24 protein-coding genes are annotated in these 26,471 nt (G+C 65.3%); 21 read left to right on the top strand and 3 right to left on the bottom strand.

Annotated features, from left to right (window positions below):
* Nucleotides 1-2 precede the first annotated feature (2 nt).
* The 10 genes from cheW (at nucleotide 3) to flhF (ending at nucleotide 13,679) form a co-directional block, all read left to right on the top strand.
* Complete coding sequence (cheW, locus tag KYT87_RS11160; RefSeq protein WP_006219029.1) at nucleotides 3-503, top strand: chemotaxis protein CheW; 501 nt, start codon at nucleotides 3-5, stop codon at nucleotides 501-503.
* Nucleotides 504-596: 93 nt separating this feature from the next.
* Complete coding sequence (locus KYT87_RS11165) at nucleotides 597-2,300, top strand: methyl-accepting chemotaxis protein (protein ID WP_219992251.1); 1,704 nt, start codon at nucleotides 597-599, stop codon at nucleotides 2,298-2,300.
* Between the two features lie 8 nt (nucleotides 2,301-2,308).
* Nucleotides 2,309-3,163, top strand: coding sequence for a CheR family methyltransferase (locus tag KYT87_RS11170; RefSeq protein ID WP_046806440.1), 855 nt, complete (start codon nucleotides 2,309-2,311; stop codon nucleotides 3,161-3,163).
* Between the two features lie 20 nt (nucleotides 3,164-3,183).
* Nucleotides 3,184-4,242: a chemotaxis response regulator protein-glutamate methylesterase gene (locus KYT87_RS11175; protein ID WP_046806441.1), complete on the top strand. Its 1,059-nt coding sequence runs from the start codon at nucleotides 3,184-3,186 to the stop codon at nucleotides 4,240-4,242.
* 49 nt (nucleotides 4,243-4,291) lie between these two features.
* Nucleotides 4,292-4,681 carry a chemotaxis response regulator CheY gene (gene cheY, locus KYT87_RS11180; protein ID WP_006219033.1) on the top strand — a complete coding sequence of 130 codons (390 nt, stop codon included), beginning with the start codon at nucleotides 4,292-4,294 and terminating at the stop codon, nucleotides 4,679-4,681.
* Between the two features lie 8 nt (nucleotides 4,682-4,689).
* A complete protein-coding gene (gene cheZ, locus KYT87_RS11185) occupies nucleotides 4,690-5,325 on the top strand; it encodes a protein phosphatase CheZ (RefSeq protein WP_006219034.1) in 636 nt (211 codons plus the stop codon).
* Nucleotides 5,326-5,476: 151 nt separating this feature from the next.
* Nucleotides 5,477-7,021, top strand: a complete 1,545-nt coding sequence (locus KYT87_RS11190) for a methyl-accepting chemotaxis protein (RefSeq protein ID WP_370638759.1) — start codon at nucleotides 5,477-5,479, stop codon at nucleotides 7,019-7,021.
* Nucleotides 7,022-7,131: 110 nt separating this feature from the next.
* A complete protein-coding gene (gene flhB, locus KYT87_RS11195; RefSeq protein ID WP_046806442.1) occupies nucleotides 7,132-8,286 on the top strand; it encodes a flagellar biosynthesis protein FlhB in 1,155 nt (384 codons plus the stop codon).
* Nucleotides 8,287-8,289: 3 nt separating this feature from the next.
* Nucleotides 8,290-10,407: a flagellar biosynthesis protein FlhA gene (gene flhA, locus KYT87_RS11200; protein WP_120154990.1), complete on the top strand. Its 2,118-nt coding sequence runs from the start codon at nucleotides 8,290-8,292 to the stop codon at nucleotides 10,405-10,407.
* On the top strand, nucleotides 10,407-13,679 hold the full coding sequence (gene flhF / locus KYT87_RS11205) for a flagellar biosynthesis protein FlhF (protein ID WP_219992252.1): 3,273 nt from the start codon (nucleotides 10,407-10,409) through the stop codon (nucleotides 13,677-13,679). The genes flhA and flhF overlap by 1 nt, the downstream gene beginning before the upstream one ends.
* Before the next feature lie 275 nt (nucleotides 13,680-13,954).
* Here the strand turns inward: flhF and KYT87_RS11210 are convergent, their stop codons facing one another.
* The 3 genes from KYT87_RS11210 to flgA form a co-directional block, all read right to left on the bottom strand.
* Entirely contained in the window at nucleotides 13,955-14,434 is a 480-nt protein-coding gene (locus KYT87_RS11210; protein WP_046807750.1) for a flagella synthesis protein FlgN, read from the bottom strand.
* A gap of 37 nt (nucleotides 14,435-14,471) precedes the next feature.
* A complete protein-coding gene (gene flgM / locus KYT87_RS11215) occupies nucleotides 14,472-14,765 on the bottom strand; it encodes a flagellar biosynthesis anti-sigma factor FlgM (protein WP_046807748.1) in 294 nt (97 codons plus the stop codon).
* A 127-nt stretch (nucleotides 14,766-14,892) separates the two neighbouring features.
* Nucleotides 14,893-15,609, bottom strand: coding sequence for a flagellar basal body P-ring formation chaperone FlgA (gene flgA, locus KYT87_RS11220; protein ID WP_046807747.1), 717 nt, complete (start codon nucleotides 15,607-15,609; stop codon nucleotides 14,893-14,895).
* Nucleotides 15,610-15,786: 177 nt separating this feature from the next.
* On the opposite strand from flgA, the gene flgB reads away from it, so the two are divergent.
* From flgB to flgL, 11 genes are all read left to right on the top strand, one after another.
* Nucleotides 15,787-16,194: a flagellar basal body rod protein FlgB gene (flgB, locus tag KYT87_RS11225; RefSeq protein WP_006219042.1), complete on the top strand. Its 408-nt coding sequence runs from the start codon at nucleotides 15,787-15,789 to the stop codon at nucleotides 16,192-16,194.
* Between the two features lie 22 nt (nucleotides 16,195-16,216).
* Complete coding sequence (gene flgC, locus KYT87_RS11230; protein ID WP_046807746.1) at nucleotides 16,217-16,636, top strand: flagellar basal body rod protein FlgC; 420 nt, start codon at nucleotides 16,217-16,219, stop codon at nucleotides 16,634-16,636.
* Between the two features lie 20 nt (nucleotides 16,637-16,656).
* Nucleotides 16,657-17,355, top strand: coding sequence for a FlgD immunoglobulin-like domain containing protein (locus tag KYT87_RS11235; RefSeq protein ID WP_046807745.1), 699 nt, complete (start codon nucleotides 16,657-16,659; stop codon nucleotides 17,353-17,355).
* Between the two features lie 69 nt (nucleotides 17,356-17,424).
* The gene (locus KYT87_RS11240) at nucleotides 17,425-18,894 is read left to right on the top strand and encodes a flagellar hook-basal body complex protein (protein WP_219992253.1); all 1,470 of its coding nucleotides are present in this window, start codon (nucleotides 17,425-17,427) and stop codon (nucleotides 18,892-18,894) included.
* A 33-nt stretch (nucleotides 18,895-18,927) separates the two neighbouring features.
* Nucleotides 18,928-19,689, top strand: coding sequence for a flagellar basal body rod protein FlgF (locus KYT87_RS11245; RefSeq protein ID WP_046807743.1), 762 nt, complete (start codon nucleotides 18,928-18,930; stop codon nucleotides 19,687-19,689).
* Between the two features lie 63 nt (nucleotides 19,690-19,752).
* On the top strand, nucleotides 19,753-20,538 hold the full coding sequence (gene flgG / locus KYT87_RS11250) for a flagellar basal-body rod protein FlgG (RefSeq protein ID WP_006219047.1): 786 nt from the start codon (nucleotides 19,753-19,755) through the stop codon (nucleotides 20,536-20,538).
* Entirely contained in the window at nucleotides 20,538-21,227 is a 690-nt protein-coding gene (locus KYT87_RS11255) for a flagellar basal body L-ring protein FlgH (protein ID WP_046807742.1), read from the top strand. Before flgG ends, KYT87_RS11255 begins: the two co-directional genes overlap by 1 nt.
* A gap of 2 nt (nucleotides 21,228-21,229) precedes the next feature.
* Nucleotides 21,230-22,366, top strand: a complete 1,137-nt coding sequence (locus tag KYT87_RS11260; protein WP_046807741.1) for a flagellar basal body P-ring protein FlgI — start codon at nucleotides 21,230-21,232, stop codon at nucleotides 22,364-22,366.
* A 5-nt stretch (nucleotides 22,367-22,371) separates the two neighbouring features.
* Nucleotides 22,372-23,349 (top strand): flagellar assembly peptidoglycan hydrolase FlgJ, encoded by a 978-nt coding sequence (flgJ, locus tag KYT87_RS11265; RefSeq protein WP_046807740.1) that lies wholly within the window; start codon nucleotides 22,372-22,374, stop codon nucleotides 23,347-23,349.
* Between the two features lie 73 nt (nucleotides 23,350-23,422).
* A complete protein-coding gene (gene flgK, locus KYT87_RS11270; protein WP_046807739.1) occupies nucleotides 23,423-25,096 on the top strand; it encodes a flagellar hook-associated protein FlgK in 1,674 nt (557 codons plus the stop codon).
* Nucleotides 25,097-25,141: 45 nt separating this feature from the next.
* Nucleotides 25,142-26,401 (top strand): flagellar hook-associated protein FlgL, encoded by a 1,260-nt coding sequence (flgL, locus tag KYT87_RS11275; protein WP_046807738.1) that lies wholly within the window; start codon nucleotides 25,142-25,144, stop codon nucleotides 26,399-26,401.
* Nucleotides 26,402-26,471: the final 70 nt, after the last annotated feature.

A 26,471-nucleotide genomic window follows, 5' to 3' on the forward strand; every position in this document is an offset into this window, starting at 1 on the left:
TCATGGCAGCCAAACCGCAAGCGCAATCCGCGCGCAACGAAGATGTCGGCAGCGAATTCCTCGTCTTCACGCTGGGCGACGAAGAGTACGGCATCGACATCCTGAAGGTGCAGGAAATCCGCGGCTACGACGCCGACACGGTGACCCGTATCGCCAACGTTCCCACGTTCATCAAGGGCGTGACGAACCTGCGCGGCATCATCGTCCCGATCGTGGACCTGCGCATCAAGTTCAACCTGGGTCGCGTCGACTACAACGAGCAGACCGTCGTCATCATCCTCAACCTGGATCGCCGCGTTGTCGGCATCGTGGTTGACGGCGTGTCCGACGTGCTGATGTTGAACGCCGGCCAGATTCGTCCGGCACCGGAATTCGGCGCCACCTTGTCCACCGAATACCTGACCGGTCTGGGCACGGTGGACGAACGCATGCTGATCCTGGTTGACATCGAAAAGATGATGACCAGCGATGAAATGGCGCTGGTGGAGAAGGTCGCTTCCTGATCGGAATCCGGCCGGAACGCGGGGTAGAGGCGCCATATTCAATCCGATGTGGCGCTTTCCTTTAACGATTGCAGTCAAAGGGTGGTTCTTGAGATGCGCAAGTTTTTCGCGAACATGACGATACGCAGCAGCCTGTTGTGGGTGCTGGCGTTCTTCTCCTTCATGTTGGTGATCGGGGCGGCGCTGGGCGTGTTGTCCCTGCGCATCAGCAATGGCACCCTTGCCCAGATCAAGCAGTCGCAGGAACTGGACGACGCGGTGGGCCGCGTCGTATCCAGCTACAAGGACACGATGAACGGCCTGGGCCGCGCCGCGACCGCAAATTATGCGGACATCGTGGGCAGCGTGGGCCAGGCCACCTTGCTGACGCAGGGTTTGTCGGCGGAAGCCACCGGTTTGCTGGAACGCGCCAAGGCGTCCATGAACAAGGGCCAGGCCGAATACGAGTATTACAAGAGCCTGCCGCAACCAGCGGAAGCCGCCGAATCGCTGAAAGAAATCGAAGCGTCGTACGCCGCGCTGGTGCAGCAGGGCTTGACCCCGCTGGTCGCCGCGCTGGAAAAGGCCGACATGCCGGCCTACCAGAAGCAGGTGCAGACGGTGCAGGACGCGCTGGAAGGGCGCTTTGCCCGCGCCGTCGAAGGCTTTGATTTCTGGCGCGCCAGCAAGATGCTGGACGCGCACGAAGTGGCGCAGGTGCGTTACCAATTTGTGTTGATCGCCGTGGCCGCGGGTGGCGTGATCGCCGCGCTGCTGGTGTTCGCCACCTATATCTTCCTGCGCCGCCGCGTGCTGCTGCCGCTGAAAGAGGCCGGTCATCACTTTGACCGCATCGCGGGCGGCGACCTGACCGCGCGCGTGGACGTGCGCAACACCAATGAAATCGGCCAGCTGTTTGCCGCCTTGAAGCGCATGCAGGAAAGCCTGACGCGCACGGTGTCGACCGTGCGTCGGGGCGTGGACGAAATCAACGTGGGCTCGCATGAAATCGCGGCCGGCAATACCGACCTGTCCAGCCGTACCGAACAGCAGGCGGCGTCCCTGGAAGAAACCGCCGCGTCCATGGAGCAGCTGGCGTCCACGGTGAAGCAAAACGCCGACAACGCGCGCCAGGCCAATCAGCTTGCCGCCAGTGCGTCGGACGTTGCCGAGCGGGGCGGTTCGGCGGTGTCGGAAGTGGTGAACACCATGCACGACATCTCGGCCAGCTCGCGCAAGATTTCCGAAATCGTTTCCGTGATCGACGGCATCGCCTTCCAGACCAACATCCTGGCGCTGAACGCCGCCGTGGAAGCGGCGCGCGCGGGCGAGCAGGGCAAGGGCTTTGCAGTGGTGGCGGGCGAAGTGCGCTCGTTGGCCCAGCGCAGCGCGCAGGCCGCCAAGGAAATCAAGGGCCTGATCGAAGACTCGGTCAGCAAGGTTGGCGCCGGTTCGCAGCAGGTGGAACGCGCGGGCGCGACCATGCAGGAAATCGTCGCGTCGGTAAAGCGCGTGACGGACATCATGGGCGAGATCTCGGCCGCGTCGGAAGAACAATCCAGCGGCATCGACCAGGTCAACCGCGCGGTATCGCAGATGGACGAAGTGACGCAGCAGAACGCGGCGCTGGTAGAAGAAGCGGCCGCTGCGGCGGGCTCGCTGCAAGAGCAGGCCCAACGCCTGGCGGAAGCCGTGGCGGTGTTCAAGATCAATGCGGGCGAAGTCATCGAAGTACCGGCGCATCGCCTGTCTTCGGCGCGCCCGTCCGATGAAGACTCTCGTTTGCAAGCGCCTGACGCGTTTGCGCTTGGGCACTGAGGAATCGCGTGGCAACTGCGGCAACCCAGGCGCCGTCCATCTCGGTGGACCGCCAATTCGATTTCCGTGACGCGGACTTTTCCCGCGTCCGCAAGATGATTCACGCGCGCGCGGGCATCTCGCTGGGCACGCACAAGCGTGAAATGGTCTACAGCCGCCTGGCCCGACGCTTGCGCGCGCTGGGCCGCCACGACTTCGGCAGCTATCTGGACCAGCTGGAGAACGAGCCCGACGCCCACGAGTGGGAAGAATTCGTCAATGCCCTGACGACCAACCTGACGGCGTTTTTCCGCGAGTCGCATCACTTTCCCATTCTGGCCGACTTCGCCCAAAAGCGCGGCGGCCCGGTGTCGGTGTGGTGCTGTGCGGCGTCCACGGGCGAAGAACCTTATTCGATTGCGATGACGCTGGTCGAGGCCCTGGGCCCGCGCGCGGCCTCGTCCACGGTGCTGGCCACCGACATCGACACCAACGTGCTGAACCGCGCGCGCGCCGCCGTGTATCCGGCCGAACGCGTGGCCAAGATGGAAGACGAGCGCCTGCGCCGCTTCTTTTTGAAGGGCCGTGGCGCCAACGCCGGCCAGGTCCGCGTGCGCCCCGAGATTGCCGACATGGTGCGGTACGAAACGTTGAACCTGTTGGCGCCCAGCTGGCCGATCAACGAAAAGTTCGACGTGATTTTCTGCCGCAACGTCATGATTTATTTCGACAAGCCGACACAGGCGAAGATCCTGGAGCGCTTTGCGCCGCTGCTCAAGCCGGGCGGCCTGCTGTTTGCGGGGCACTCCGAGAACTTCACCTACATCAGCCGTGATTTTCGTCTGCGCGGGCAGACCGTCTACGAATGTGCGAGTAAGGCCTGAACGGGTCGAGGCAGCAAACAATGAAAAAAATAAGCGTTTTGTGTGTAGACGACTCCGCGCTGGTGCGCGGGCTGATGACCGAAATCATCAACAGCCAGCCGGACATGGAAGTGGTTGCGACCGCGCCCGACCCGTTGGTGGCGCGCGACCTGATCAAGCGCCACAACCCCGACGTGCTGACGCTGGACGTGGAAATGCCTCGCATGGACGGGCTGGATTTCCTGGAAAAGCTGATGCGCCTGCGGCCGATGCCGGTGGTGATGGTGTCGTCGCTGACCGAGCGCGGCGGTGAAATCACGCTGCGCGCGCTGGAACTGGGCGCCATCGACTTCGTGACCAAGCCCAAGCTGGGCATTCGCGACGGCCTGCTGGAATACACCGAGATCATCGCCGACAAGATCCGTGCCGCCTCGCGCGCCAAGCTGCGCGCGCCCACGCCGCACGCCGCGCCGGCAGCGCCCGCGCCGATGTTGCGCCGGCCGCTGGCCAGCTCGGAAAAGCTGGTGATTGTGGGCGCCTCCACGGGCGGCACCGAGGCCATCCGCGAAGTGCTGCAACCCTTGCCGCCGGACAGCCCCGCCATTCTTATTACGCAGCACATGCCCGCCGGCTTCACGCGCTCGTTCGCGCAGCGGCTGGATGCGCTGTGCGCCGTCACGGTGCGCGAAGCCGTCCATGGCGACCGCGTGCTGCCGGGCCACGTGTATCTGGCGCCGGGCGGCGACACGCACATGCGCCTGGGCCGTAGCGGCGCCAACTATGTGATCGAACTGGAAGCCAGCGAACCGGTCAACCGCCACCGCCCGTCGGTGGACGTGTTGTTCAATTCCGCTGCCGTGGCCGCGGGCAAGAACGCCATCGGCGTCATCCTGACCGGCATGGGCAAGGACGGCGCGGCGGGCATGCTGGCCATGCACCGCGCGGGCGCGCACACCATCGCGCAAGACGAAGCCAGCTGCGTGGTGTTCGGCATGCCGCGCGAGGCCATTGCCATTGGCGCAGCCGACGAAGTGGTGACGCTGTCGGCGATTAGCGAACGCATTCTGACTCGCCTGGGCGACCGTGGGCACCGCGTGTGACGCGACTGCACCCCGATCGATCTCAAGCAAATTTCTTCTGGAGTGAAAGATGGTAGACAAGGGCATCAAGATTCTGGTGGTGGATGACTTCCCCACCATGCGACGAATCATCCGCAACCTGCTCAAAGAGCTGGGTTTCGAGAACGTCGACGAGGCCGAAGACGGCGCGATCGGTCTGGAAAAGCTGCGTAACGGCGGCTTCCAATTCGTCGTGTCCGACTGGAACATGCCCAACCTGGACGGCCTGGAAATGCTCAAGCAGATCCGCGCCGACGCATCGCTGGCTTCGTTGCCGGTGCTGATGGTGACGGCTGAAGCCAAAAAGGAAAACATCGTCGCGGCGGCCCAGGCCGGCGCCAACGGTTACGTGGTCAAGCCTTTCACCGCGGCAACGCTGGAAGAAAAGCTCACCAAGATCTTCGAGAAAATTGCGGGCTGAGGTGTGCAATGAGCACAACGGAACATGTAGAACCCGCTGGGGAAAATCCTGACCTGATTCATCGGATCGCCTCGTTGACGCGTATGTTGCGCGACAGCATGCGCGAGCTTGGGCTGGATCAGGCCATCAAAGACGCCGCCAACGCCATCCCCGATGCGCGCGATCGTTTGCGCTACGTGGCGCAGATGACCGAGCAGGCCGCCAACCGCGTGCTGAACGCCACCGAGCAGGCCGGCCCCATCCAGGACGGCATGTCGCGTTCGGCGCAGGCGCTGGATAGCCGCTGGCAGCAATGGTACGACCAGCCGCTGGAAATGCCCGAAGCGCGTGAACTGGTCAAGGACACGCGCGCCTTCCTGGCGGATGTGCCCAAGCAGACGCAGCAGACCCAGTCCAAGCTGATGGAAATCATCATGGCGCAGGATTTCCAGGACCTGACGGGCCAGGTCATCATGCGCATGATGGACGTGGTCGGCGCGATTGAGCGCGAGCTGTTGCAGGTGCTGCTGGACAACGTGCCGCAGGAACGCCGCGACGAGGCCAACAGCCTGTTGAACGGTCCGCAGATCAGTCCGCAGGGCAAGACCGATGTGGTGACCAGCCAGGACCAGGTCGACGACCTGCTGGCCAGCCTGGGGTTCTGATCGACCCATCGCGCCGCCCGGCCTGGCCGCCGGCGGCGCGTGCATAGAAGAATAAGCAGGGGGGCCTTGCAGTACGAGACAAGGCGCGCGCCGCGCGCCAGGCAACGGACGCCCACAGAAGGCGGTCCGGGCCAGCACAAGGAGGTCCATCATGGCCAGATCCGTATTCCGCCTCGGCGGCATGTGGGCACTGTTACGCCGCTTGAACCGGGGCGACGGCACGCTGTCGGAACGCACCTTTTCCTTAAGTCCCGCGGTATTTCCCCTGCATCGTTTCCTGTCGCGCATGCGCGGGCGCGTGGTCACCGTCAGGCAATCCAGCATTGAAATCGCGCTGAACGCGGCCCGCACGCAATACCAGGCGGGGCGCTGTTCGGTCTTGGCGCAAGAGCAGGCGCGGGCGGCGGGTGCGCTGGCGGACAGCGGCGCGCAGATCGCCGCGTTGTCCGCATCCACATCCGAACATGCGCGCCAGATTGCCGACGTATCCGGCAAGAACCTGCATGCGGCCGAAACGGCGCTGTCCGAGCTGTCCGACGTCAAATCCCGGGTCGACCGCATGACGCGCGAGATGGCCGCATTTACCGAAGTAGTGGGTCAGCTGACCCTGCGCGCGCGTTCGGTCGCGGACATCAGCAAGCTCATCGAGGACATTGCCCTGCAAACGCAGCTGCTGGCCTTGAATGCGGGCGTGGAAGCGGCCAGGGCAGGGGACGCGGGGCGGGGCTTTGCGGTGGTGGCCAGCGAAGTGGGGCGGCTGGCCGAGCGCGTGAACGCCGCGACCAACGATATCGGCCGGCATACGGTTGAAATGCTGGACCTGGTCGACACCACCCAGCGCCAAACCGGCACGCTGCGCGAAGATGTGGACGCGTCCGGCGCGGTGCTGGACCGCACCTGCACCGACTTCGAACGCTTCGTGCGCGATTTCGGCAGCATGAACCTGCAAGTGAACGAAGTTGTGCAGGCCATCGGCGACGTCGACGCCACCAACCACGGCATGAGCCACGAAGTGAGCCGCATCGCCGCCTTGAGCGCCGATGTGCTGGGCCGGGTGGGCAGCATGTCGGACGAGATCGACCGCATCCGCCGCCAGACCGAAAGCGTGCAGGAAGTGCTGGCGGACGTGCGCACCGGCCGCACTGCCTTTGACCAGTTGTGCGAGGCGGTCGAGAGTTTCCGCGATGCGGCCACGCGCTTGCTGGACGACGCCCGGCGCCGGGGCGTGGATGTGTTCGACCGCCATTACCAGCGCATCGCGGGCAGCGAGCCGCCGCGCTACCACACGCGTTACGACCGGGCCATCGACGACGCCCTGACGCAGTTGCTGGACGAGGTGCTGGACGCCGTGCCAGGCGGCATCTACACGCTGGTGGTGGATGCGCGCGGCTATGCGCCGGCCCACAACGGGCGCTTTTCGCATCCGCCCACGGGCGACCCGCAGCAGGACATCGCGCGGTCGCGGCACAAGCGCATCTTTGACGATCCGGTGGGCGCGCGGCTGGCGGCCAATACCGGCGCGATGCTGTTCCAGACCTATTCTCGGGATACGGGCGAGATCGTTAACGACATTTCCATTCCGCTTTATCTGGGGTCGGAACACTGGGGCGCCGTCCGTATCGGGCTGGACTACGTGCGCTTCCAGGCAGCGCTGGACGGGGGCCGCGCGCCCGCCATCGGGCGCAACGGCGAATAGCGCCGCTTTCTTCCCGCTTCTTGGCTTATCGCCCAACCCCGGGCGATCCTAGAATCTCGGCGGGCGGCTCGTAATCCGAAAATCCGCGAGCCGCAACGACACCGCAGAGCATGGCTGAAGAAAGCGACCTCGAGAAATCAGAAGCAGCCTCTCCCAGGCGCCTGGAAAAGGCGCGCGAGGAGGGGCAGATTGCGCGTTCCCGCGAACTGGGAACGTTCATGATGCTGGCCGCCGGTGTCGGGGTGATCTGGGCGCTGGGCGGTTCGCTGTACCAGGGCATGAGCGGCGTGCTGCACAACGGCCTGGCCTTCGACCAGCGCATCGTGACGGACCCGGGCGTGATGGTGGAGCAGGCCGTGATCGGCTTCGGCCACGCCCTGACCGCCTTGCTGCCCGTATTCGGCGTGCTGGCAGTGGTGGCCGTGCTGTCCAGCGTGTTGCTGGGCGGCATCGTGATTTCCGGCAAGCCGCTGCAAGCCAATTTTTCGAAGCTGAGCCTGTTCGCCGGCCTGAAGCGGATGTTCTCGTCGCAGACGGTGGTGGAACTGATCAAGGCGCTGGCCAAGGCGTTGCTGGTGGGTGGTGTGGCCGTCTGGGTCATCTGGCGCTACCACGACGACATGCTGGGCCTGATGCACGTGGCCCCGTCGGCCGCGCTGATCAAGGCGCTGTCGCTGGTGGCGATCTGCTGCGCGTTGATCGTGTCCTCGCTGCTGGTGATTGTGCTGCTGGATGTGCCATGGCAGATCTGGAGCCATTTGAAAAAGCTGCGCATGTCCAAAGAGGATGTGCGCCAGGAACACAAGGAAAGCGAAGGCGATCCGCACGTGAAGGCGCGTATCCGGCAGCAGCAGCGCCAGGCCGCGCGGCGCCGGATGATGTCGGAAGTGCCCAAGGCGGATGTGGTCGTGACCAACCCGACCCACTACGCCGTGGCGCTCAAGTACGACGAGGACAAAAGCGGCGCCCCGCGCGTGATCGCCAAGGGCACCGGCCTGATCGCGGCCAAGATCCGCGAACTGGCTGCTGAAAACCGCATTCCCACATTGGAAGCGCCGCCGTTGGCGCGCGCATTGCATCAACACGTCGACCTGGGTAAGGAAATCCCGGCCGAGCTATATACCGCGGTGGCGGAAGTGCTGGCGTGGGTCTTCCAGCTGCGTTCGTGGCGGTCGGGATGGGGCGTCCAACCGACGGCCCCGACCCGCCTGGCCGTGCCCGCCGAGCTGGACCCGCAAGCAAAAACCGCAGCACAAGGAGTCTAAGGTATGAGCGCTTTGCTCACCATGTTGAAGAGTAGCGGGGCCGGCCATGCGCGGCTTCTGGCAGGCCCGATCCTGATCGTGATGGTGCTGGGCATGATGGTGCTGCCCCTGCCCACGTTCCTGCTCGACCTGCTGTTCACCTTCAACATTGCGCTGTCGGTAATGATCCTGCTGGTGGCCATGTTCACGCGCAAGCCGCTGGACTTTGCCGCCTTTCCGGCCGTGCTGCTGTTTGCAACGTTGCTGCGCCTGTCGCTGAACGTGGCGTCCACCCGCGTCGTGCTGCTGCACGGCCACACCGGCCCCGACGCGGCGGGCAAGGTGATCGAGGCGTTTGGCCACTTCCTGGTGGGCGGCAACTTTGCGGTCGGGATCATCGTGTTCGTGATCCTGACCATCATCAACTTCATCGTTATCACCAAGGGTGCGGGCCGGATTGCCGAAGTGGGCGCGCGCTTTACCCTGGATGCGATGCCCGGCAAGCAGATGGCCATCGACGCCGACCTGAACGCGGGCCTGATCGGCGAAGACGAAGCGCGCAAGCGCCGCGCCGAAGTGTCCCAGGAATCCGACTTCTTCGGCTCGATGGACGGCGCCAGCAAGTTCGTGCGCGGTGACGCGATTGCGGGCCTGCTGATCATGGTGATCAACGTGATCGGCGGCCTGATCGTGGGCGTGGCCCAGCACGATATGTCGATGGCCGAGTCGGGCCGCGTCTACACGCTGTTGACCATCGGTGACGGCCTGGTCGCGCAGATTCCGGCGCTGGTGATTTCGACGGCGGCCGGTGTGGTGGTGTCGCGCGTGTCGACCGACCAGGACGTTGGCCAGCAGATCATGAGCCAGCTGTTCTCGAACCCGGCCGTGCTGTTCCTGACGGCCGGCATCATCGGCATCATGGGCCTGATCCCGAACATGCCGCACGTGGCGTTTCTGACGCTGGCTGGCGCGCTGGGCTACGGTGGCTGGGCCTTGCACAAGCGGCGCCTGGCGGCCGCGCAAGCCGCCGAAGTGGTGCCGCCGGCCGCGATCACACAGGCGCAGGCGGCAGCCGCCGAAGCCAGTTGGGACGACGTTTCCATGGTGGACCAACTGGGGCTGGAAGTGGGCTATCGCCTGATCCCGCTGGTGGACCACGCGCAGAACGGCGAGCTGCTGCATCGCATCCGCAGCCTGCGCAAGAAGTTTGCGCAGGACGTGGGCTTCTTGCCGCCTGTCGTGCACATTCGCGACAACCTGGAGCTGAAGCCCAACGATTACCGCATCTTGCTGTCCGGTGTGGAAGTGGGCCATGGCGTGGCGATGCCGGGCCAGTGGCTGGCCATCGACCCGGGCGGCGTCACCATCCAGATCAAGGGCACGCCCACCACCGATCCGGCGTTCGGCTTGCCGGCGCTGTGGATCGACGGGGGCTTGCGCGATCAGGCGCAGGTGGCCGGTTACACGGTGGTGGACGCGGGCACGGTGGTGGCCACGCACTTGAATCACCTGATGCACCGCCACGGTTCGAACCTGCTGGGCCGCCAGGAAGTGCAGCAGTTGCTGGACCGCATCGGCCGCGACGCGCCCAAGCTGGTGGAAGACCTGGTGCCCAAGACGCTGTCGCTGACGGCGTTGCAGAAGGTGCTGCAAGGCTTGCTGTCGGAAGAAGTGCCGATCCGCGACATGCGCACCATTATCGATACGCTGTCCGAGCACGGCCCGCGCCTGGCGGCGCAGGCGGCGGCCACGGGCGGTCAACCCGACATCAACGAATTGATCATGCTGACGCGCCGCTCGCTCGGCCGCGCGATTACGCAGCAGTGGTTCCCGGGCGAAGGCGAGTTGCGGGTCATTGGGCTGGACGTGAAGCTGGAACGCGTGCTGTCGCAGGCAATGACGACCAGCGGTGGCCTGGAGCCCGGCCTGGCCGACACGCTGCTGCGCGAAACGCAGGCGGCGGTCGAGCGCCAGGAAGCGCAGGGCAATGCGCCGGTGCTGCTGGTGTCGCCAGTCTTGCGCGCGCCGTTGTCGCGCTTCCTGCGCCACCATTTGCCGCAGCTGGGTGTGTTGTCGAATACGGAAATACCGGATGAGCGCATGGTCCGCGTGACCGCGCTGATCGGCGGGAGTAATGGGTAATGAAGATAAGCCGCTTTGTAGGTGCCAACAGCCGTGACGTGATGCGCCAGGTGCGCCTGGCCCTGGGGCCGGACGCGCTGATCGTATCGAACCGCAGCGTGGACGGCGGGGTGGAAGTGCTGGCCACGTTGGACGGCGCGTTCGAGGATTCTGCGTCGGACACGCCGCAACGCGATATGTCGTCGCACGCCGGGGCGTCCGGGGCCGCGGCTGCCGCGCCTTCGGAATCGCGTCCGCAGGGGCCGGCGGTCTCACCCTACGGCGCGCAGCCCACTGCACCTTACGGCGCGCCGCCCGCTGCACCTTATGGCGCGCAGTCCCCCGCAGCTTATGGCGCGCAGCCCGCTGCACCTTATGGCGCGCAGCCCCCCGCAGCTTATGGCGCCGCGCCCGAGCGGCAAGAAGCGCGCCCCTACACGGCGGCGCCGCCCGCCATGCCGCAACCCGGCTACACGACCCCGTCGCGTTCGATTGCCGCGTATCAATCGGCATTTGCATCGTCGGCCCAGCCGGAAGAAGAAGGCTCGCCCGCTGAGGCAAGTGCGGCAGCGATGCCGTTGGCGGCGTCGTATCCCACGCCGCTGCAACCTGCGACTGCGCAATCGTCGGCCGCGCAACCTGTTGCTTCGCAACCGGTTTCCACGCCGGTCACTCCGCTGGTAGGCGCCGCGACCCGCGTCGAGCTGCCGGCCTTGGCGCCCGCCCGTCCAGGCGCGCCGACGCACGCCGCGCCGATGGCTGCCGCGTCGCCGCTCGCTGCGACTTCCGCCGCGATACCCGCCGCGTATTCGCCCGCATCGTCGGCCCCCGCGCATGCTGCATCGTCGGCCAATGCACCCGTCGCTTATGCGCCCGCCGCGTCCTCGGCCGCCGCACCCGCCGCATATGAGCCCGCCGCATCCCCGGCCGCCGCGCCCGCTGCTTACGCGCCCGCTGCATCCCCGGCCACCGCACCCGCCGCTTATGCGCCCGCCGCATCCCCGGCCGCTGCACCTGCTGCTTATGCGCCCGCCGCATCCCCGGCCGCCGCGCCCGCCGCGTCTTCGACCACCGCGCGCGCCGCGGTCACCGCAGCCGCTGCGTCCGCGCCCGCGCCGTCCATGGCGCGCATGCCGGATGCGCCGTTGCGTCAGGCACCGCCGTCGTTGCCTCCGGACACCACGGCCGGTTTGCAGGATGCCATCAGCGCCTTGCGCGGCGCGCTGGAAACGCGGATGGACGGACTGCTTTGGGGTGGTCGCCCCGGCGCGACTCGTGAAGCCGCCGCCGCCGCGCTGTTCCGCAGCCTGCTGGATGCCGGGTTCAGCACAAAGCTGGTGCGCACGCTGGTGGACCGCCTGCCGCAAGGGCTGTCGTCCGACGCCGCGCAGGCGTGGGCGCGTAATGAACTGGTTACCCACCTGCCCGTGGTGGCCTCCGAAGACGAATTTCTGGCCGGCGGCGTGTACGCGCTGGTCGGCCCGACGGGCGTCGGCAAGACCACCACGCTGGCCAAGCTGGCCGCCCGTTGCGTAGCCCGCGAAGGCCGCGACCAGGTCGCGATGTTGACGACCGACCTGTTCCGGATCGGCGCATTGGAACAATTACAGATCTACGGCCGCCTGATGGGCGTGCCCGCGCATTCCGTGCGCGACGCCGGCGAACTGCGCCGCATTCTTGCCGAACTGGGCAACCGCAAGATCGTGCTGATCGACACCACCGGCATCAGCCAGCGCGACCGCCTGGTGGCCGAGCAGGCCGCGATGTTGACCAGCGCCGGCAAGCCCGTGCGCCGCCTGCTGGTGCTGAACGCCGCCAGCCAGGGCGACACGCTGGACGAAGTGGCGCACGCCTACCGCAACGGCGTGGGCGAAGACGTGGCCGGCTGCATCATCACCAAGCTGGACGAAGCCACCCGCCTGGGCGCGGCGCTGGACACGGCCATCCGCCACCGCCTGCCCATCCATTACATGTCGGTGGGGCAGAAGGTGCCGGAACATATGGAACTGGCGCGCGCCGACGTGCTGATCGACCGGGCCTTTGCCATGGTCGAGCGCGCGCGCGCCCTGTACACGCCCAGCGAGGCGGACCTGGCGTCGCTGGTGCCGGCCGCGCGCGAGGCCGACGCCGTTGATCCTGCCCGCCGCCGCCAATTGCTGGCCTCGGCCATCCTGCGCCCGCAAGGCGGATCGGCGTCGATCGCCGCCGCGCAACATCTGGACGACACGATTGCCATGCTGGACAGCGACCCGGCCTGCGTACAAGCCCGGGCGTCGTGGCGCGAGTATGTCGGCGACGGCGCGGGCGCCAGTCTGGCGGCGTTGGGCGACGACCCGCTGGCCATGGTGCGACGTGAATTTTCGGCCACCTGCAACCGCCATCTGCTGGCCATGCATGGCAAGACCAGCATGAAGGGCGAAGGTTTGCCGGGTGGTGTGTTGATGGGGTCGCTGCTGATGAGCGACCGTGGCGTGGCCCTGGCCGCGCCCGCGCAGCAGCTGGCGTTGGCCCACGGCATGTTGACCTCGTTCGCGCCCGGCGCGGCGGGTCTGGCGGATGCCGGCCCGGCGCTGCAAGCGCGCGTGCGCTGGCTGGGCGAACAGCTGCCGCGCCTGCCGATGGTGCATCTGCTGGAGGCCGGCACGTCGGCCTTGTGGCAGTCGTTGAGCGAGCAGGGCGCCTCGTGGGTGGCGCGCTGCCCGGGCGGCATGCGCGTGGTGCAGGACGAATGCCCGACCAATCTGAACGCGGTCGGCAAAAGCGTGGGCTATCTGCCCGTGGGCCAGCCCGGCGACATGCCCGGTTTGACGCGCGAGCAGGGCGGCCAGACCGTGCCGCTGGCGCTGTGGGCCTCGGGCACCGAAATCAGCCTGCCGGGCCGCTCCGAAACCGCGCCGATCCGCCTGGTCTGCGCGCGACTGATCGATACGGTCAGTGGCGAAATTGCCGCACAGCTGTTCGGGCTGACCAACTTGCCCGCGTCCCAGGCCGACGCCGCCACCGTCGCACGCTGGCTGGTATTGCAGGACGAAGCCAAGGCCGGCTTCCGCTACATGGCCAACGCGTGGCAGGCGCTGCCCGCCGTCGACGGCGCCCACACGCTGGCGCGCCAGTCATTGATGGCCGGCCAACTGGGCGCGGCCTGCTGGCAGATGGCGCATTCGCCGTCCGCCGCCGTCGTGCGCGGCCCGCTGTCCGGCATCATGGGCTCGGAACGCAAGCTGTCGGGCCGCCTGCTGCCCGTGGCGATCCTGAAAATGTTCGCCATGCTGGAGATGGCCGCGGGCGGCTGAAGTCCAGGGCCGAAGCCAAGGCAAGGCCCCAGAGCTCCAAAACTCCAAAGCCCCAAAGCTCCCAAGCTCCAAAGCCCCAAAGCTCCAAAGCCCCAAAGCCCCAAAGCTCCAAAGCCCCAAAGCCCCAGCGCCCCAGCGCCAGGCTCAAGCCCAGCCGAAGCCCCGGCACTCCTGTCCAGCAAAAAGCGCGCGGTATCCCGTCAGGGATCCCGCGCGCTTTTCACAAGAATTCGCGTATTTTGGCGCGCATGCCGCGCCAGGGACTATACGCCGGATCAGCCGGCGACGATCGGTTTGCGATTAGGCGCGCCGCGCGCACCTCGGCCGTACGCGTCATAGGTCGCATTCTTGCTGCCTGCGCCGTTCACGTCGCGCAGCGCGTCCAGCGACTGCTGCGTGTAGCGCAGATGCACATCGATCAACGCCCCATTGCGCAGGTTGATCTCGTTGGCCGATGCCGACTTGGTCAACAGCGCCTGCCAGATCCCCGACAACTGCGGATGCAGCACGGCAGCCTGCTCGGTGCCGGCGTGGCCGATGGGCAGGCCGATTTCGGCCAACAGGCCGTCGCGCGTGCCGCTCAGGTCAACCAGCTGCTGTGCCACGCGCGACTTGCGTTCGGTAATGGCTTGCAGCGCGCCGACGTTGCCCGGGCCGACCAGAACCTCGGTCTCTTCTTCCAGAATGGCTGAAAACTCGGTAATCAGCGCGTCTTCCTGACGCATGCAGGCCTGGAGGGAGTCGACGGGGTTCATGGTCATGCTTCGAAGGAGGATAGGGCGGTGGACGGGATTACTTCAGCAGATCGCGCGCACTGGCGATCAGGCTGTCGGCAATGCGGCCGGTATCGATCTTCAACTGGCCCGAGGCAATGGCCGCACGGATGGCAGCCACGCGCTCGACGTTGATGTCGTTCGAACCGTCTTGCAGGGCCAGCATCTTGCGCGACGCCGAACTCAACGCCACTTGCGAGCTGCTGGAGCCCGAGGGGGTGCTTGCGCCATAGGCTTGCGCAACCGCGGAATCCGGGCGCTGGCTCACGGCGTCGGCCGAGAGGGGCCGGTTGGTGGTCGAATTGATTTTCAAGGTTTTCTCCGCAGGGCGTCCTGGGTCGGTTTGCGACGGATACGCCTACTATTGTCTCTGTAACGACAGGGCCGGAAGGAACTTTAGGGCAGCTTGCCCAATGGTGTCGCGCGATTTGTAACAGACCCTACAGTTGTATTTCCACCAGACCCGCGTTACGCACCACACCGCTGACCACCTGGCCGCTGGCGGTGCGCACCTGTACCGTGGCGCCCGGCGCTGCATTGTCCAGTGCCTGCCCCTCGCTACTGACCACGAATCCGTTGCCGCGCGCGTTGATCCGAACGTTGGCGCCCCGCATGACCGACTGCGCGTTGCGCAGCGACGAGCCACGCACCGGCTGGCCGGCGTTGATGCGGTAAGCGGCCGACATGCCCACGACCGTTTGCGGGTCGGTGATGGCACCCGGCGGCAGCGACACCAGGTCGCCGTCCCGGGGGGAGAGGTCGTCCGGCGTCAGCGCCTGGCCCGCCGCGATCATGCGCGAAGCGACGTAATAGTACCCGGGCACGCTGACAGTGGCCTGCACATACGTCGTCCAGGGCTTGGGCGCGTTGCATCGCACACCCACCGTCATGCGCGACCGCAGCTTCATGCCCGACGGCATAAACGGGGACATGGCGTCGCAGGGCGCCAGGCGGTCCACCCTGGGCGGGTCGATCGCCACCGAGGGCTGCCCGGGCAGGCCGGCCAATTGTTCAAGCAGATAGTCTTGCGCCGCGTTCACGATGGCCTCGGGCGGCTGGCTGGCGGCGTCTTGCGCCAGCGCGGCTTCGTTGCCTGCCAAAGCCAGGACAAGAAGGCCGCTTGCGCGCGCGAGGAGAAGTCGTGCGGAGATTTTCATGATGACTGAATTGTAAGAGTCCGAGCCGCTTGGCAATACGTGAATTGGATGAGAAATGGCGGGTTATTTGGCTGATTGTGTTTCACCGTCGGCCCCTATGATTCCGTCATCCAATGGGATAACGGTGCGTCCGAAGTCCCGTGCTCTATCCGTATTGCAACGCACGAAGGCGCCACGATGCTAGACAGGCTTAACGAAGATTTCCGGTTCTACCAGCAGGCTTTGGGACTGCGCGCGCAGCGCCAGGAAGTGTTGTCGTCCAACATCGCCAACGCCGACACGCCGAACTACAAGGCCCGCGATTTCGACTTCAAGACGGCGATGCAGAACGCGATGGAAGATTCCAAGCGCCTGGCCGATACGTCGTTGACGCTGACCTCCGCGCGCCACATTCCGGCCAAGGCCGTGTCGCAGGGCCCGACGGACCTGCTGTTCCGTTTGCCTTACCAGCCCAGCATGGACGGCAACACGGTGGACATGGACATCGAACGCGTGCAGTTCGCCGACAACACCTTGCACTACCAGAGCACGATGCAAATGATCTCCGGCCGCATCCGGACCATGCAGACCGCCATTCAGGATTGATCCATAAAGGGAGCAACAGGCAATGTCCTTGTTGAGCATTTTCGATATCGCCGGTTCGGCGCTCAGCGCGCAGTCGCAGCGCATGAACGTCACGGCCAGCAACCTGGCCAACGCCGACAGCGTGGTGGGCCCGGACGGCCAGCCGTATCGCGCGCGCCAGGTTGTATTCCAGGTCAACCCGGCCGCCGGCCAGGCCATGGGGCAGGAGATCGGCGGCGTGCGCGTTGCCGGCGTCATCCAGGACCCGTCGCCGCTCAAGCAGATCTATGACCCCAAGCATCCGCTGGCCGACGCCCAGGGCTACGTCAGCATGCCCAACGTCGATCCCGTGGCCGAAACGGTCAACATGATCGCGGCGTCGCGCTCGTACCAGGCGAACGTCGAAGTGCTGAACACCGCCAAGTCCTTGATGCAAAAGACGTTGACCATCGGTCAATCCTAATTTCCGCTCAGAGTGAATCCATGACCACCGTCGATCAAAACACCAGCACCACCGGCTTGGGCCTGGCCCAGGCGGGCGCCGGCAGCTCCATTACGTCGCAGGGCCTGCAAGACCAGTTCCTGAAGCTGCTGATGACGCAGCTGCAGAACCAGGATCCGCTGAACCCGATGCAAAACGCCGAGCTGACCTCGCAGATGGCGCAAATCGCAACGGTGGAAGGCATCACCAACCTGAAGAGCACCATCCTGGCCATCAGCGGCCAGATCGATGTGTCCCAGTCGATGAACGCCGTGTCGATGATCGGCAAGGGCGTGTTGATCCCGGGTTCCAAGGTCAAGGTCGGCGTGGACGGCGACAACGCCGCCGAGCGCGTCGTCACCCCCTACGGCCTGGATCTGCAAAGCGATGCGCAGAAGGTCCAGGTTCGTATCGCCGACGCGAACGGCGCCGTGGTGCGCACCATTGAAATGGGCGAACAGAAGACCGGCGTCTACACCCTGAACTGGGATGGCAAGAACGACGGCGGCGTGGCATTGGAGCCGGGCGCGTACACCGTGTCCGTGCTGGCAACCGACGGCGACGGCAAGAAGGTGAACGCGGAAGTCCTGAGCTACGGCCAGGTCAAGAGCGTGGCTTACTCGACGAACGGACTGCGTCTGGACCTGGGCCTGGAAGGCCAGACCAGCATGTTGGACGTGCGCAAGGTTATCGGCGCCTGAACCGGGCGGATTTGAATCGATGCCGGCGCACGGGCGACGGCTCCACATCATTAATTAGCGAGAGAAAACATGGGCTTCGGACAAGGACTAAGCGGCTTGAACGCCGCTGCGCAGAACCTGGACGTGATCGGCAACAACATTGCCAACTCCGGCACCGTCGGCTTCAAGTCGGCCACGGCCTCGTTTGCTGACGTGTACGCCAGCTCGCGCGTGGGCCTGGGCGTCAAGGTCGCCGCCATCAATCAACGCTTCACCGTCGGTACGGTGCAGGGCGGTGGTGGCGAATACGACATCGCCATCGACGGCGCCAAGGGCATGTTCCGCCTGACGGACACCAGCGGCGCGGTGATGTATTCGCGCAATGGCGAATTCCTGGTCGACAAGAACAACTTCATCGTCAACGCGCAGGGCTACCGCCTGACGGGCTACCCCGCCGGCGCCATTGGCGCGAACCCGGTCGAACTGCAACTGCCAACGGCCAACGTGGCGCCGCGCGCCACCACCACCGGCACGACCGTGGCCAACCTGGACGCCAACGCCAAGGTGGTTTACCCGGTTGATACCGTCACGGCCCCGGCCGTCGACGGCAGCGTGTCCCTGGGCGGCACGGCATATACGTTCACCCGCGATCCGCTGGGTGCACTGGTCTGGTCGGGCGCCACGCCGCCGGCCAACACCTACGGCACCGCGCCGAACACGGTCACCATCGATGCCACGGGCGCCATCACGGCCGGCGACATCAGCCAGATCCCCGGCTATGTCAACTACACCGCCGCCGTCACCGAAATCGGCCGTCCGTTCGACCCCGCGGTGTCCAACAGCTACACCAACGCGTCGCCCATGACGGTGTTCGATTCGCTGGGTAACTCGCACCAGGTAATGCAGTATTTCGTCAAGCGCCCGGCGGATGCCGCCGGCAACAGCGTGTACGACGTCTACTACACGATGGACGGCCAGGCCATGGCGCCCACGACCGAAGCGGGCGGCGTCTGGGGCACCCCCCAGCAGTTCACGTTCAACAAGGCCGGCGCGCTGACCAGCGCCCCGGTCGTGACCTTGAGCTTTGCCCAGCCCGGCGGCGCCACCACGCCCGCCGACCCCATCAGCATCGCCATGAACTACACCGGCACCACGCAGTACGGCAGCAACTACAAGCTGGTTGCCAAGCCCGACGGCTACACCTCCGGCGAATTCAGCGGCATCAACATCGGCGGCGACGGCAGCCTGGTGGCCAGCTACACCAACGGTGAAACGCAAGTGGTCGGCAACATCGTGCTGGCCGACTTCGCCAACCTGCAAGGCCTGCAACCGGTGGGCAACAACGCGTGGACGGAAACGTCCGCCTCGGGCCAGCCGATCCTGGGTCAGCCCGGCACCAACGGCATGTCCAAGGTGGTGGGTCAGGCGACGGAAGCGTCCAACGTCGACATGAGCAAGGAACTGGTCAACATGATCATTGCCCAGCGCACCTACCAGGCCAACTCGCAAACCATCAAGACTCAGGACGAAATCATGCAAGTCCTGATGAACCTGAAGTAAAGCTGGCTCGCGACGACACCGACGGAATAGGCAATGGACAGAATCATCTACACCGCCATGAATGGCGCGGCACGTATCACTGAGCAGCAGGCCGCGATTTCGAACAACATGGCCAACGTGAACACGACGGGCTTTCGCGAGCAGATCGCGCTGTACCGCTCGGTTCCCGTGACGGACGGAGTGAGCCTGCCCACGCGTGTTTCGACGGTGGCCTCGACCCCGGGCAACAGCTTTGAAATGGGCAACATGCAGACCACGGGCCGCGACCTGGACGTGGCACTGGCCAGTGAGAACGGCTGGATCGCCGTGCAGACGCCGCAAGGCGAAGCCTATACGCGCGGCGGCAGCCTGCAAGTGGGCATCAACGGCCTGTTGCAGACCTCGCTGGGCCAGCCGGTGCTGTCCGACCAGGGCGGCCCCATCGATGTGCCCGACCAGGCCTCGCTGACGATCACGTCCGACGGCACCATCACGGCCATCGGCGCCGGCGACGGCCCGAACAATATTCTGAACCTCGGTCGCCTGAAGCTGGCCAACCCGAACAACGCGCAACTGGTGCATGGCGACGACGGCGTGTTCCGCCTGGCGCCGGTCAATGGCCAGCCCGCGCCGCCCGCGCCGGCGGACCCCAGCCTGCGCCTGCTGTCCGGCGTGCTGGAAGGCAGCAACACCAATCCGATGAAAGCGATGGTGGGCATGATTGAAAACGCCCGCCGCTTCGAGCAGCAGATGCAGGTGATCCAGCAGTCGGACCGTAACGCCGAACGCGCCAACGGCATCTTGTCCGTCAGCTGACTCGGCCGCTGATTCAACCAAATTTCGCGCGCGGCGCTGCCGCGGCACCAGGAGTACTTCATCATGATGCGTTCGTTGTGGATTGCCAAAACGGGCCTGGAAGGTCAACAGACCTCCATGGACGTGATCTCGAACAACTTGGCCAACGTTTCCACCAACGGGTTCAAGCGCGGCCGCGCCGTGTTCCAGGACTTGATGTACCAAACGCTGCGCCAGCCCGGTGCACAAGTGGGCGACGCCACGCAACTGCCGTCCGGCCTGCAATTGGGCACGGGCGCCCGCGTGGCCGCCACCGAGCGCATCCACACCGCTGGCAACCTGAACAACACGGGCGGCGAAATGGACATCGCCATCAACGGCCGTGGCTTCCTGCAAGTCGAACTGCCCGACGGCACCCAGGGCTACACCCGTGACGGCGCCCTGCAACGCGACCAGAACGGCCAGCTGACCACCGTCAGCGGTTACGTCATCCAGCCGCCCATGAACGTGCCGGACAACGCCTTGTCCATCTCCATCGGCAAGGATGGCATCGTCTCGGTGACCCAGCCCGGCGCCGCCGGCGTGAACGTGCAGATCGGCCAGTTGCAGATCGCCACCTTCATCAACCCCACCGGCCTGCAAAGCATCGGCGAAAACCTGTATCTGGAAACGGATGCATCGGGCCCCGCAAACCTGCTGCAACCCGGCGTGGACGGCGCGGGTTCGATCATGCAGAACTACGTTGAAACGTCCAACGTGAACGTGGCTGAAGAACTGGTCAACATGATCACGACCCAGCGCGCCTACGAAATGAACAGCAAGGCCGTCAAGACCTCTGACGAGATGCTGGCCCGCCTGACCCAACTGTGATGCCCATGTCTGTCCTGCGTCTGGTATTCGCTGCGGCGCTGGCTATGCTGGCGGCCGGTTGCGCCATGATCCCGCCCGAGCCCATCGTGACCGGGCCGACCACGGCCGCGCCGCCGCCGCCGCCCATGCCGATGGCGCAGCCGACGGGCTCGATCTATCAGCCCACCACGTACGGCAACTATCCGTTGTTCGAGGATCGTCGTCCGCGCAACGTGGGCGACATCGTCACCATCGTGCTGAACGAACGCACCAATGCGTCCAAGAACGTGGCGACGAATACGAACCGCACCGGATCGGCCACGCTGGGTATCGCCGCCGCGCCGTCCTTCATGGACAGCTGGGCGGGCGCCAACCTGAACACCGACGCCAAGGGCGGCAACGTGGCGCAGGGCAAGGGCGACAGCACCGCCAACAATGCCTTTACCGGCACCATCACCACGACGGTCGTGGGCGTGATGTCGAACGGCAATTTGCAGGTAGCTGGCGAGAAGCAGATCGCGATCAACCGCGGCAGCGAATACGTACGCTTTGCCGGGGTGGTCGACCCGCGCTCCATCACCGGCACGAACACCGTGTCGTCCACGCAGGTGGCCGACGCCCGCATCGAATATCGCAGCAAGGGCGTCATGGACGAAGTTCAGACCATGGGCTGGCTGCAACGTTTCTTCCTGCTTGCTTCGCCGTTCTGACCATGACAAAACCCACCTCCATATCCGCCATGCTGTCCCTGTTCGCCCGTGTGTGCGTGGCGGTAGGGCTGGTGGCCGGCGCCGGCGCGGCGCACGCCGAGCGGCTCAAGGACCTGGCCTCGATCCAGGGCGTGCGGGGCAACCAGCTGATCGGCTACGGCCTGGTCGTGGGCCTGGACGGCAGCGGCGACCAGGTTCGCCAGACGCCTTTCACGCAGCAAAGCCTGACCAACATGCTGTCGCAGCTGGGCATCACCGTGCCCGCCGGCAGCAACATGCAATTGAAGAACGTGGCGGCCGTCATGGTCACCACCACCTTGCCCGCGTTCGCGCGGCCCGGCCAGACGCTGGACGTGGTGGTGTCGTCCATGGGTAACGCCAAGAGCCTGCGCGGCGGCACCTTGCTGATGACCCCGCTCAAGGGCGCGGACAGCCAGGTCTACGCCATCGCCCAGGGCAACATCCTGGTCGGCGGCGCGGGCGCATCGGCCGGCGGCTCCAGCGTGCAGATCAACCAATTGAACGGCGGCCGCATCAGCGCGGGCGCCATCGTCGAACGCGGCGTGCCCACCACGTTCTCGCGCGACGGCTACATCCACGTCGAATTGAACAACACCGACTTCGGCACCGCGCAGAACGTGGCGCAGGCCCTGAACCGCAAGTTCGGCCAAGGCACGGCCACCGCGCTGGACGGCCGCGTGGTGCAGGTGCGCACGCCCATGGAGCAGTCCTCGCAGGCGCGCTTCCTGTCGCAAGTGGAAGACTTGCAGGTGGCGCGCGCGCCCACGGTGGCCAAGGTCATCATCAACGCCCGCACCGGTTCCGTCGTGATGAACCGCACGGTCATGATTGAAGAGGCGGCCGTGGCCCACGGCAACCTGTCGGTCATCATCAACCGCCAGAACCAGGTGTCGCAACCGGACACCCCGTTCACGGAAGGGCAGACCGTGGTGGTGCCCAACACGCAGATCGAAGTGCGCCAGGACAACGGCTCGTTGCAGCGCGTAAGCACCAGCGCCAACCTGGCTGATGTGGTCAAGGGCCTGAATGCCCTGGGCGCCACGCCGCAGGACCTGCTGGCCATCTTGCAGGCCATGAAAAGCGCGGGCGCTTTGCGCGCCGAACTGGAAATCATCTGACGGCCATGGCGATTACTCAAGATGCGGCAAGCGGCGCGGGCCGCCAGGAATCGGTCTTTGACATGGGCCGCTTGTCGGACCTGAAGCGCGACGTCAAGAAAGACCCCGCCGGCACCGAGCAGCAAAAGCAGGTCGCCAAGCAGTTCGAAGCCCTGTTCCTGCAAATGATGGTCAAGCGCATGCGCGAGGCCACGCCCAAGGAAGGCCTGTTCGATTCGCAGCAGACGCAAATGATGCAGTCCATGGCCGACGAGCAATTGGCGCTGCACCTGGCTTCGCCCGGCATCGGCCTGACGCAATCCATCCTGTCGCAGATGCAGCAAGGCAAGCCGGCGGACATGTCCGACGAGGCGGTGCGCGCGATCGGGCAGGGCGGCGACCTGGACTTCCGCACGGGCGGTTCGCGCGAAGTGTCGGCGCTGCTGAACGTGATGCGAAACAACCGTCCCAGCGACCGCGCGCTGGCCGCCGCCGAAGGCGCGCCCGAGCACGTGGTGGACTTCGTGTCGAAGATGTCGCGCGCGGCCAACCTGGCGTCGCAGCAAAGCGGCGTGCCGGCTCGCCTGATCATGGGTCAGGCGGCGTTGGAATCGGGCTGGGGCAAGCGCGAAATCAAGCACCCGGACGGCAGCACCAGCTACAACCTGTTCGGTATCAAGGCAGGCGCAAGCTGGAACGGCAAGGTCGTCAACGTGCTGACCACCGAATACGAAGGCGGCGTTGCCAAAAAGGTGACGCAGCCGTTCCGTGCCTATTCCTCTTACGAGGAATCGTTCTCGGACTACGCCCGCCTGATTGGCAACAGCCCGCGCTACGAGGCCGTTACCCAGGCGCGCAACGAGATCGACGCGGCGCGCAAGATCCAGGACGCGGGCTACGCAACCGACCCGCGTTATGCACAAAAACTGATCGGCATCATGGGCCAATTGCGCGGCGCGGCCTCCAACGTGGAAATTTCTCGCCAGATGTTGGAAGGACTCTAAATTTGGACGATCTCCTGCCGTTATTGGAGTATCCAGAAATATCAGCTGCGGTTACATACGGGGCATTGTCAGCATGAACTTGTACAAAACAGCGCTGGGCGGGCTGAACGCCGCCCAGGCCGGCCTGGCAACCACCAGCCACAACATCAACAATGCCACCACGGTCGGCTACAACCGCCAGCGCGTCCTGACCTCGACCGCCGGCGCCCAAGCCACCGCCAACGGTTACATCGGCCGCGGCGTGCAAGTGGACACGGTTGAGCGCAGCTACGACAGCTTCCTGTACAAGCAGCTGGTCGGCGCGCAAGGCAGCGGTGCGCAATTGCAGACGCAGTTTGCACAGGTATCGCAGATCAACAATCTGTTCGCCGACCGCACCGTGGGCATCGCCCCGGGCCTGACCGATTTCTTCACCAGCATGAACACGGTTGCCAGCAAGCCTGCCGACCCGGCGGCCCGCGCCGACCTGCTGGGCAAGGCCAACAGCTTGACCACGCAGATCCGCTCGGCCTATTCCGAGATGCAGAACCAGCGTGAAGGGCTGAACACGCAGATCACCACGACGGTCGATCAGGTCAACAGCTACCTGAGCCGCATCGACGACCTGAACACGCAGATTTCTCTGGCGGCGGGCAAGGCCAATGGCAGCCCCCCCAACGACTTGCTCGACCAGCGCGACCAGGCGGTGTTGGAACTGAACCAGATCGTGGGCATCACCACCTACGAGCAGGGCAACAAGATCAATATTTCGTTGACCAAGGGCGGCCAGTCGCTGCTGTCGGGCACGACGCTGTATCCGCTGCAAGCGGTGGCCTCGTCCAAGGACGCCAGCCGCACGGTCGTGGCCTACACGCTGCCGGCCGGTTCGGGCAAGACCGTCGCCGTTGAAATGAACGACAGCGACGTCACGGGCGGCAGCCTGGGCGGCCTGTTGCAGTTTCGCGCGACGTCGCTGGACACGATGCAGAACCAGCTGGGCCAGATGGCCGTTGGCCTGGCACTGTCGTTCAACGAGCAACACAAGCAGGGCCTGGACCAGAACGGCAACCCGGGCACCGACTTTTTCAGTATCGGCTCGCCCACGGGCGTGCCCAACACCGCGAACAAGAGCAACGCGCAGCTGACCGGCCAGTTCACCACGTTGAACAACATCAACGCCAAGGACTACGAGATCTCGTTCGACGGCACCAACTACCAGGTGCTGCGCATGCCGGAAGGCGCGCGCGTGTACAACGGCCCCGCGACCGGCACGCCGCCGAACGCCACGCTGAACCTGGACGCCGAGATGGGCGTGACGCTGACGATCGACGCGCCGCCGCAAGCCGGCGACAAGTGGTCGCTGTCGCCCACCCGCGATGCCGCGCGTGACATCAACGTGCTGATCACCGACCCGGAAAAAGTGGCCGCGGCCGACGCCGATGGCGGCGACGCCAACGGCAAGAACGCCCTGAAGCTGGCGCAACTGCAAAGCGCCAAGGTGTTGGGCCACGGCACGATGAGCACGACGGACATGTTCGCCCTGGTGGTGAACACGGTGGGCGTGCAGACCGCTCAGGTGAAGACGGCCGCCACGGCGCAGGCCAACCTGATCAAGCAGACGACGGCTGCCCAGCAGGCGGTGTCGGGCGTGAACCTGAACGAAGAATACGTCAGCCTGTCGATCTATCAAGAGCAGTACCAAGCCAGCGCCCGCATCATCGATGTGGCCAGCACCGTGTTCGACACGCTGTTGGGCCTGCGCGGCTAAGGCGATCTTTACTGTGATGACTAAAAAGCAATTCGGAGTTGGACCATGCGCTTGAGCACCTCGATGATGTACGCGAACGGCCTGAGCGGCATTATGGCTCAGGAATCCGACATGAACCGCCTGGTTGAACAGGTCGGCAGCGGTCGCAAGTTTCTGACGCCCGCGGACGATCCCCTGTCGGCCTCGCTGTCCATCGGCGTGGCGCAGACCAAGAGCATGAACAGCACGTACGGCATGAACCGTGACACGGCCATGACGAACCTGGGGCAGGAAAGCAACGTCCTGGAGTCCATCACCACCGCGTTGCAGGACGTGCGCACCCGCGTCATCCAGGCCGGTAACGGCACGTTTGCCGACAGCGACCGCCAAGCCTTGTCGACCGCGCTGAAAAGCGCCCGCGACGCACTGCTGGGCCTGGCGAACAGCACGGACGGCAACGGCCAGTACGTGTTCTCGGGCTATCAGGGCGGCGTGGTGCCTTACTCGCAGGACACCACGGGCAAGATCGTCTACAGCGGCGCCACCGGCGAACGCACGGTGCAGGTAGACCAATCGCGCCAGTTGTCCACCAGCGATCTGGGCAGCGATGTGTTCGGCCGCGCCAACCCCGGTTCGCAGGCTTACGTCAGCACCGCAGCCAACGGCAACACCGGCACGGCGCAGTTCAGCACGGTGTCGGTCACGCCGGGTTCGGCCAACATCGGCAAGAATTTCCAGGTCCAGTTCGAAGCGGACCCCACCACGGGCAGCATGGGCTACCGCGTCACCACGACGGACCCGAATGCCAACCCGCCCGTGCCGCCCGTCGTCACGCCCGCGCCGCCCGCCACCGCCACGCCCTATACCGATGGCGCGGCCATCGACTTCGGTGGCGTGTCGGTTGTGATCAAGGGCACGCCGGCCAACGGCGATGTCATCAATGTCGAGTCCGTGCAGTCGGCGGACCTGGATATGTTCAACACGCTGGACAGCCTGATCAAGGTTCTGGATTCGCCGATCGCCGGTGATGAAGTTGCCCTGGCCAAGCTGAACAACGAACTGGCCACGGCCAACAAGAAGTTGTCGAACAACTACGACAACGTCCTGACCGTGGCGGCTTCGGTCGGCGCCCGCATGAACGAGCTGGAAGCGCTGGACGCAACCGGCACGAAGAAGGGCCTGACGTATTCCAAGACGTTGTCGGACCTGGAAGATCTGGATTACTACGCCGGCACCAGCCAGCTTGCCTTGCGCCAGGTGGCGCTGCAAGCCGCGTCCGGCGCGTTCCTGACCATCCAGGGATCCAGCCTTTTCAGCCGCAAATAAGCGGCAGGTTTTCCAGGCCGGGCCAGGATAGGGCTTGAGCCTAGTGCGCCACTCTCGGACGCTTCCGGTC

Origin of the sequence: Achromobacter sp. ES-001 (genome assembly GCF_019448355.1) — a bacterium.
Taxonomy (GTDB): domain Bacteria; phylum Pseudomonadota; class Gammaproteobacteria; order Burkholderiales; family Burkholderiaceae_B; genus Achromobacter; species Achromobacter spanius_B.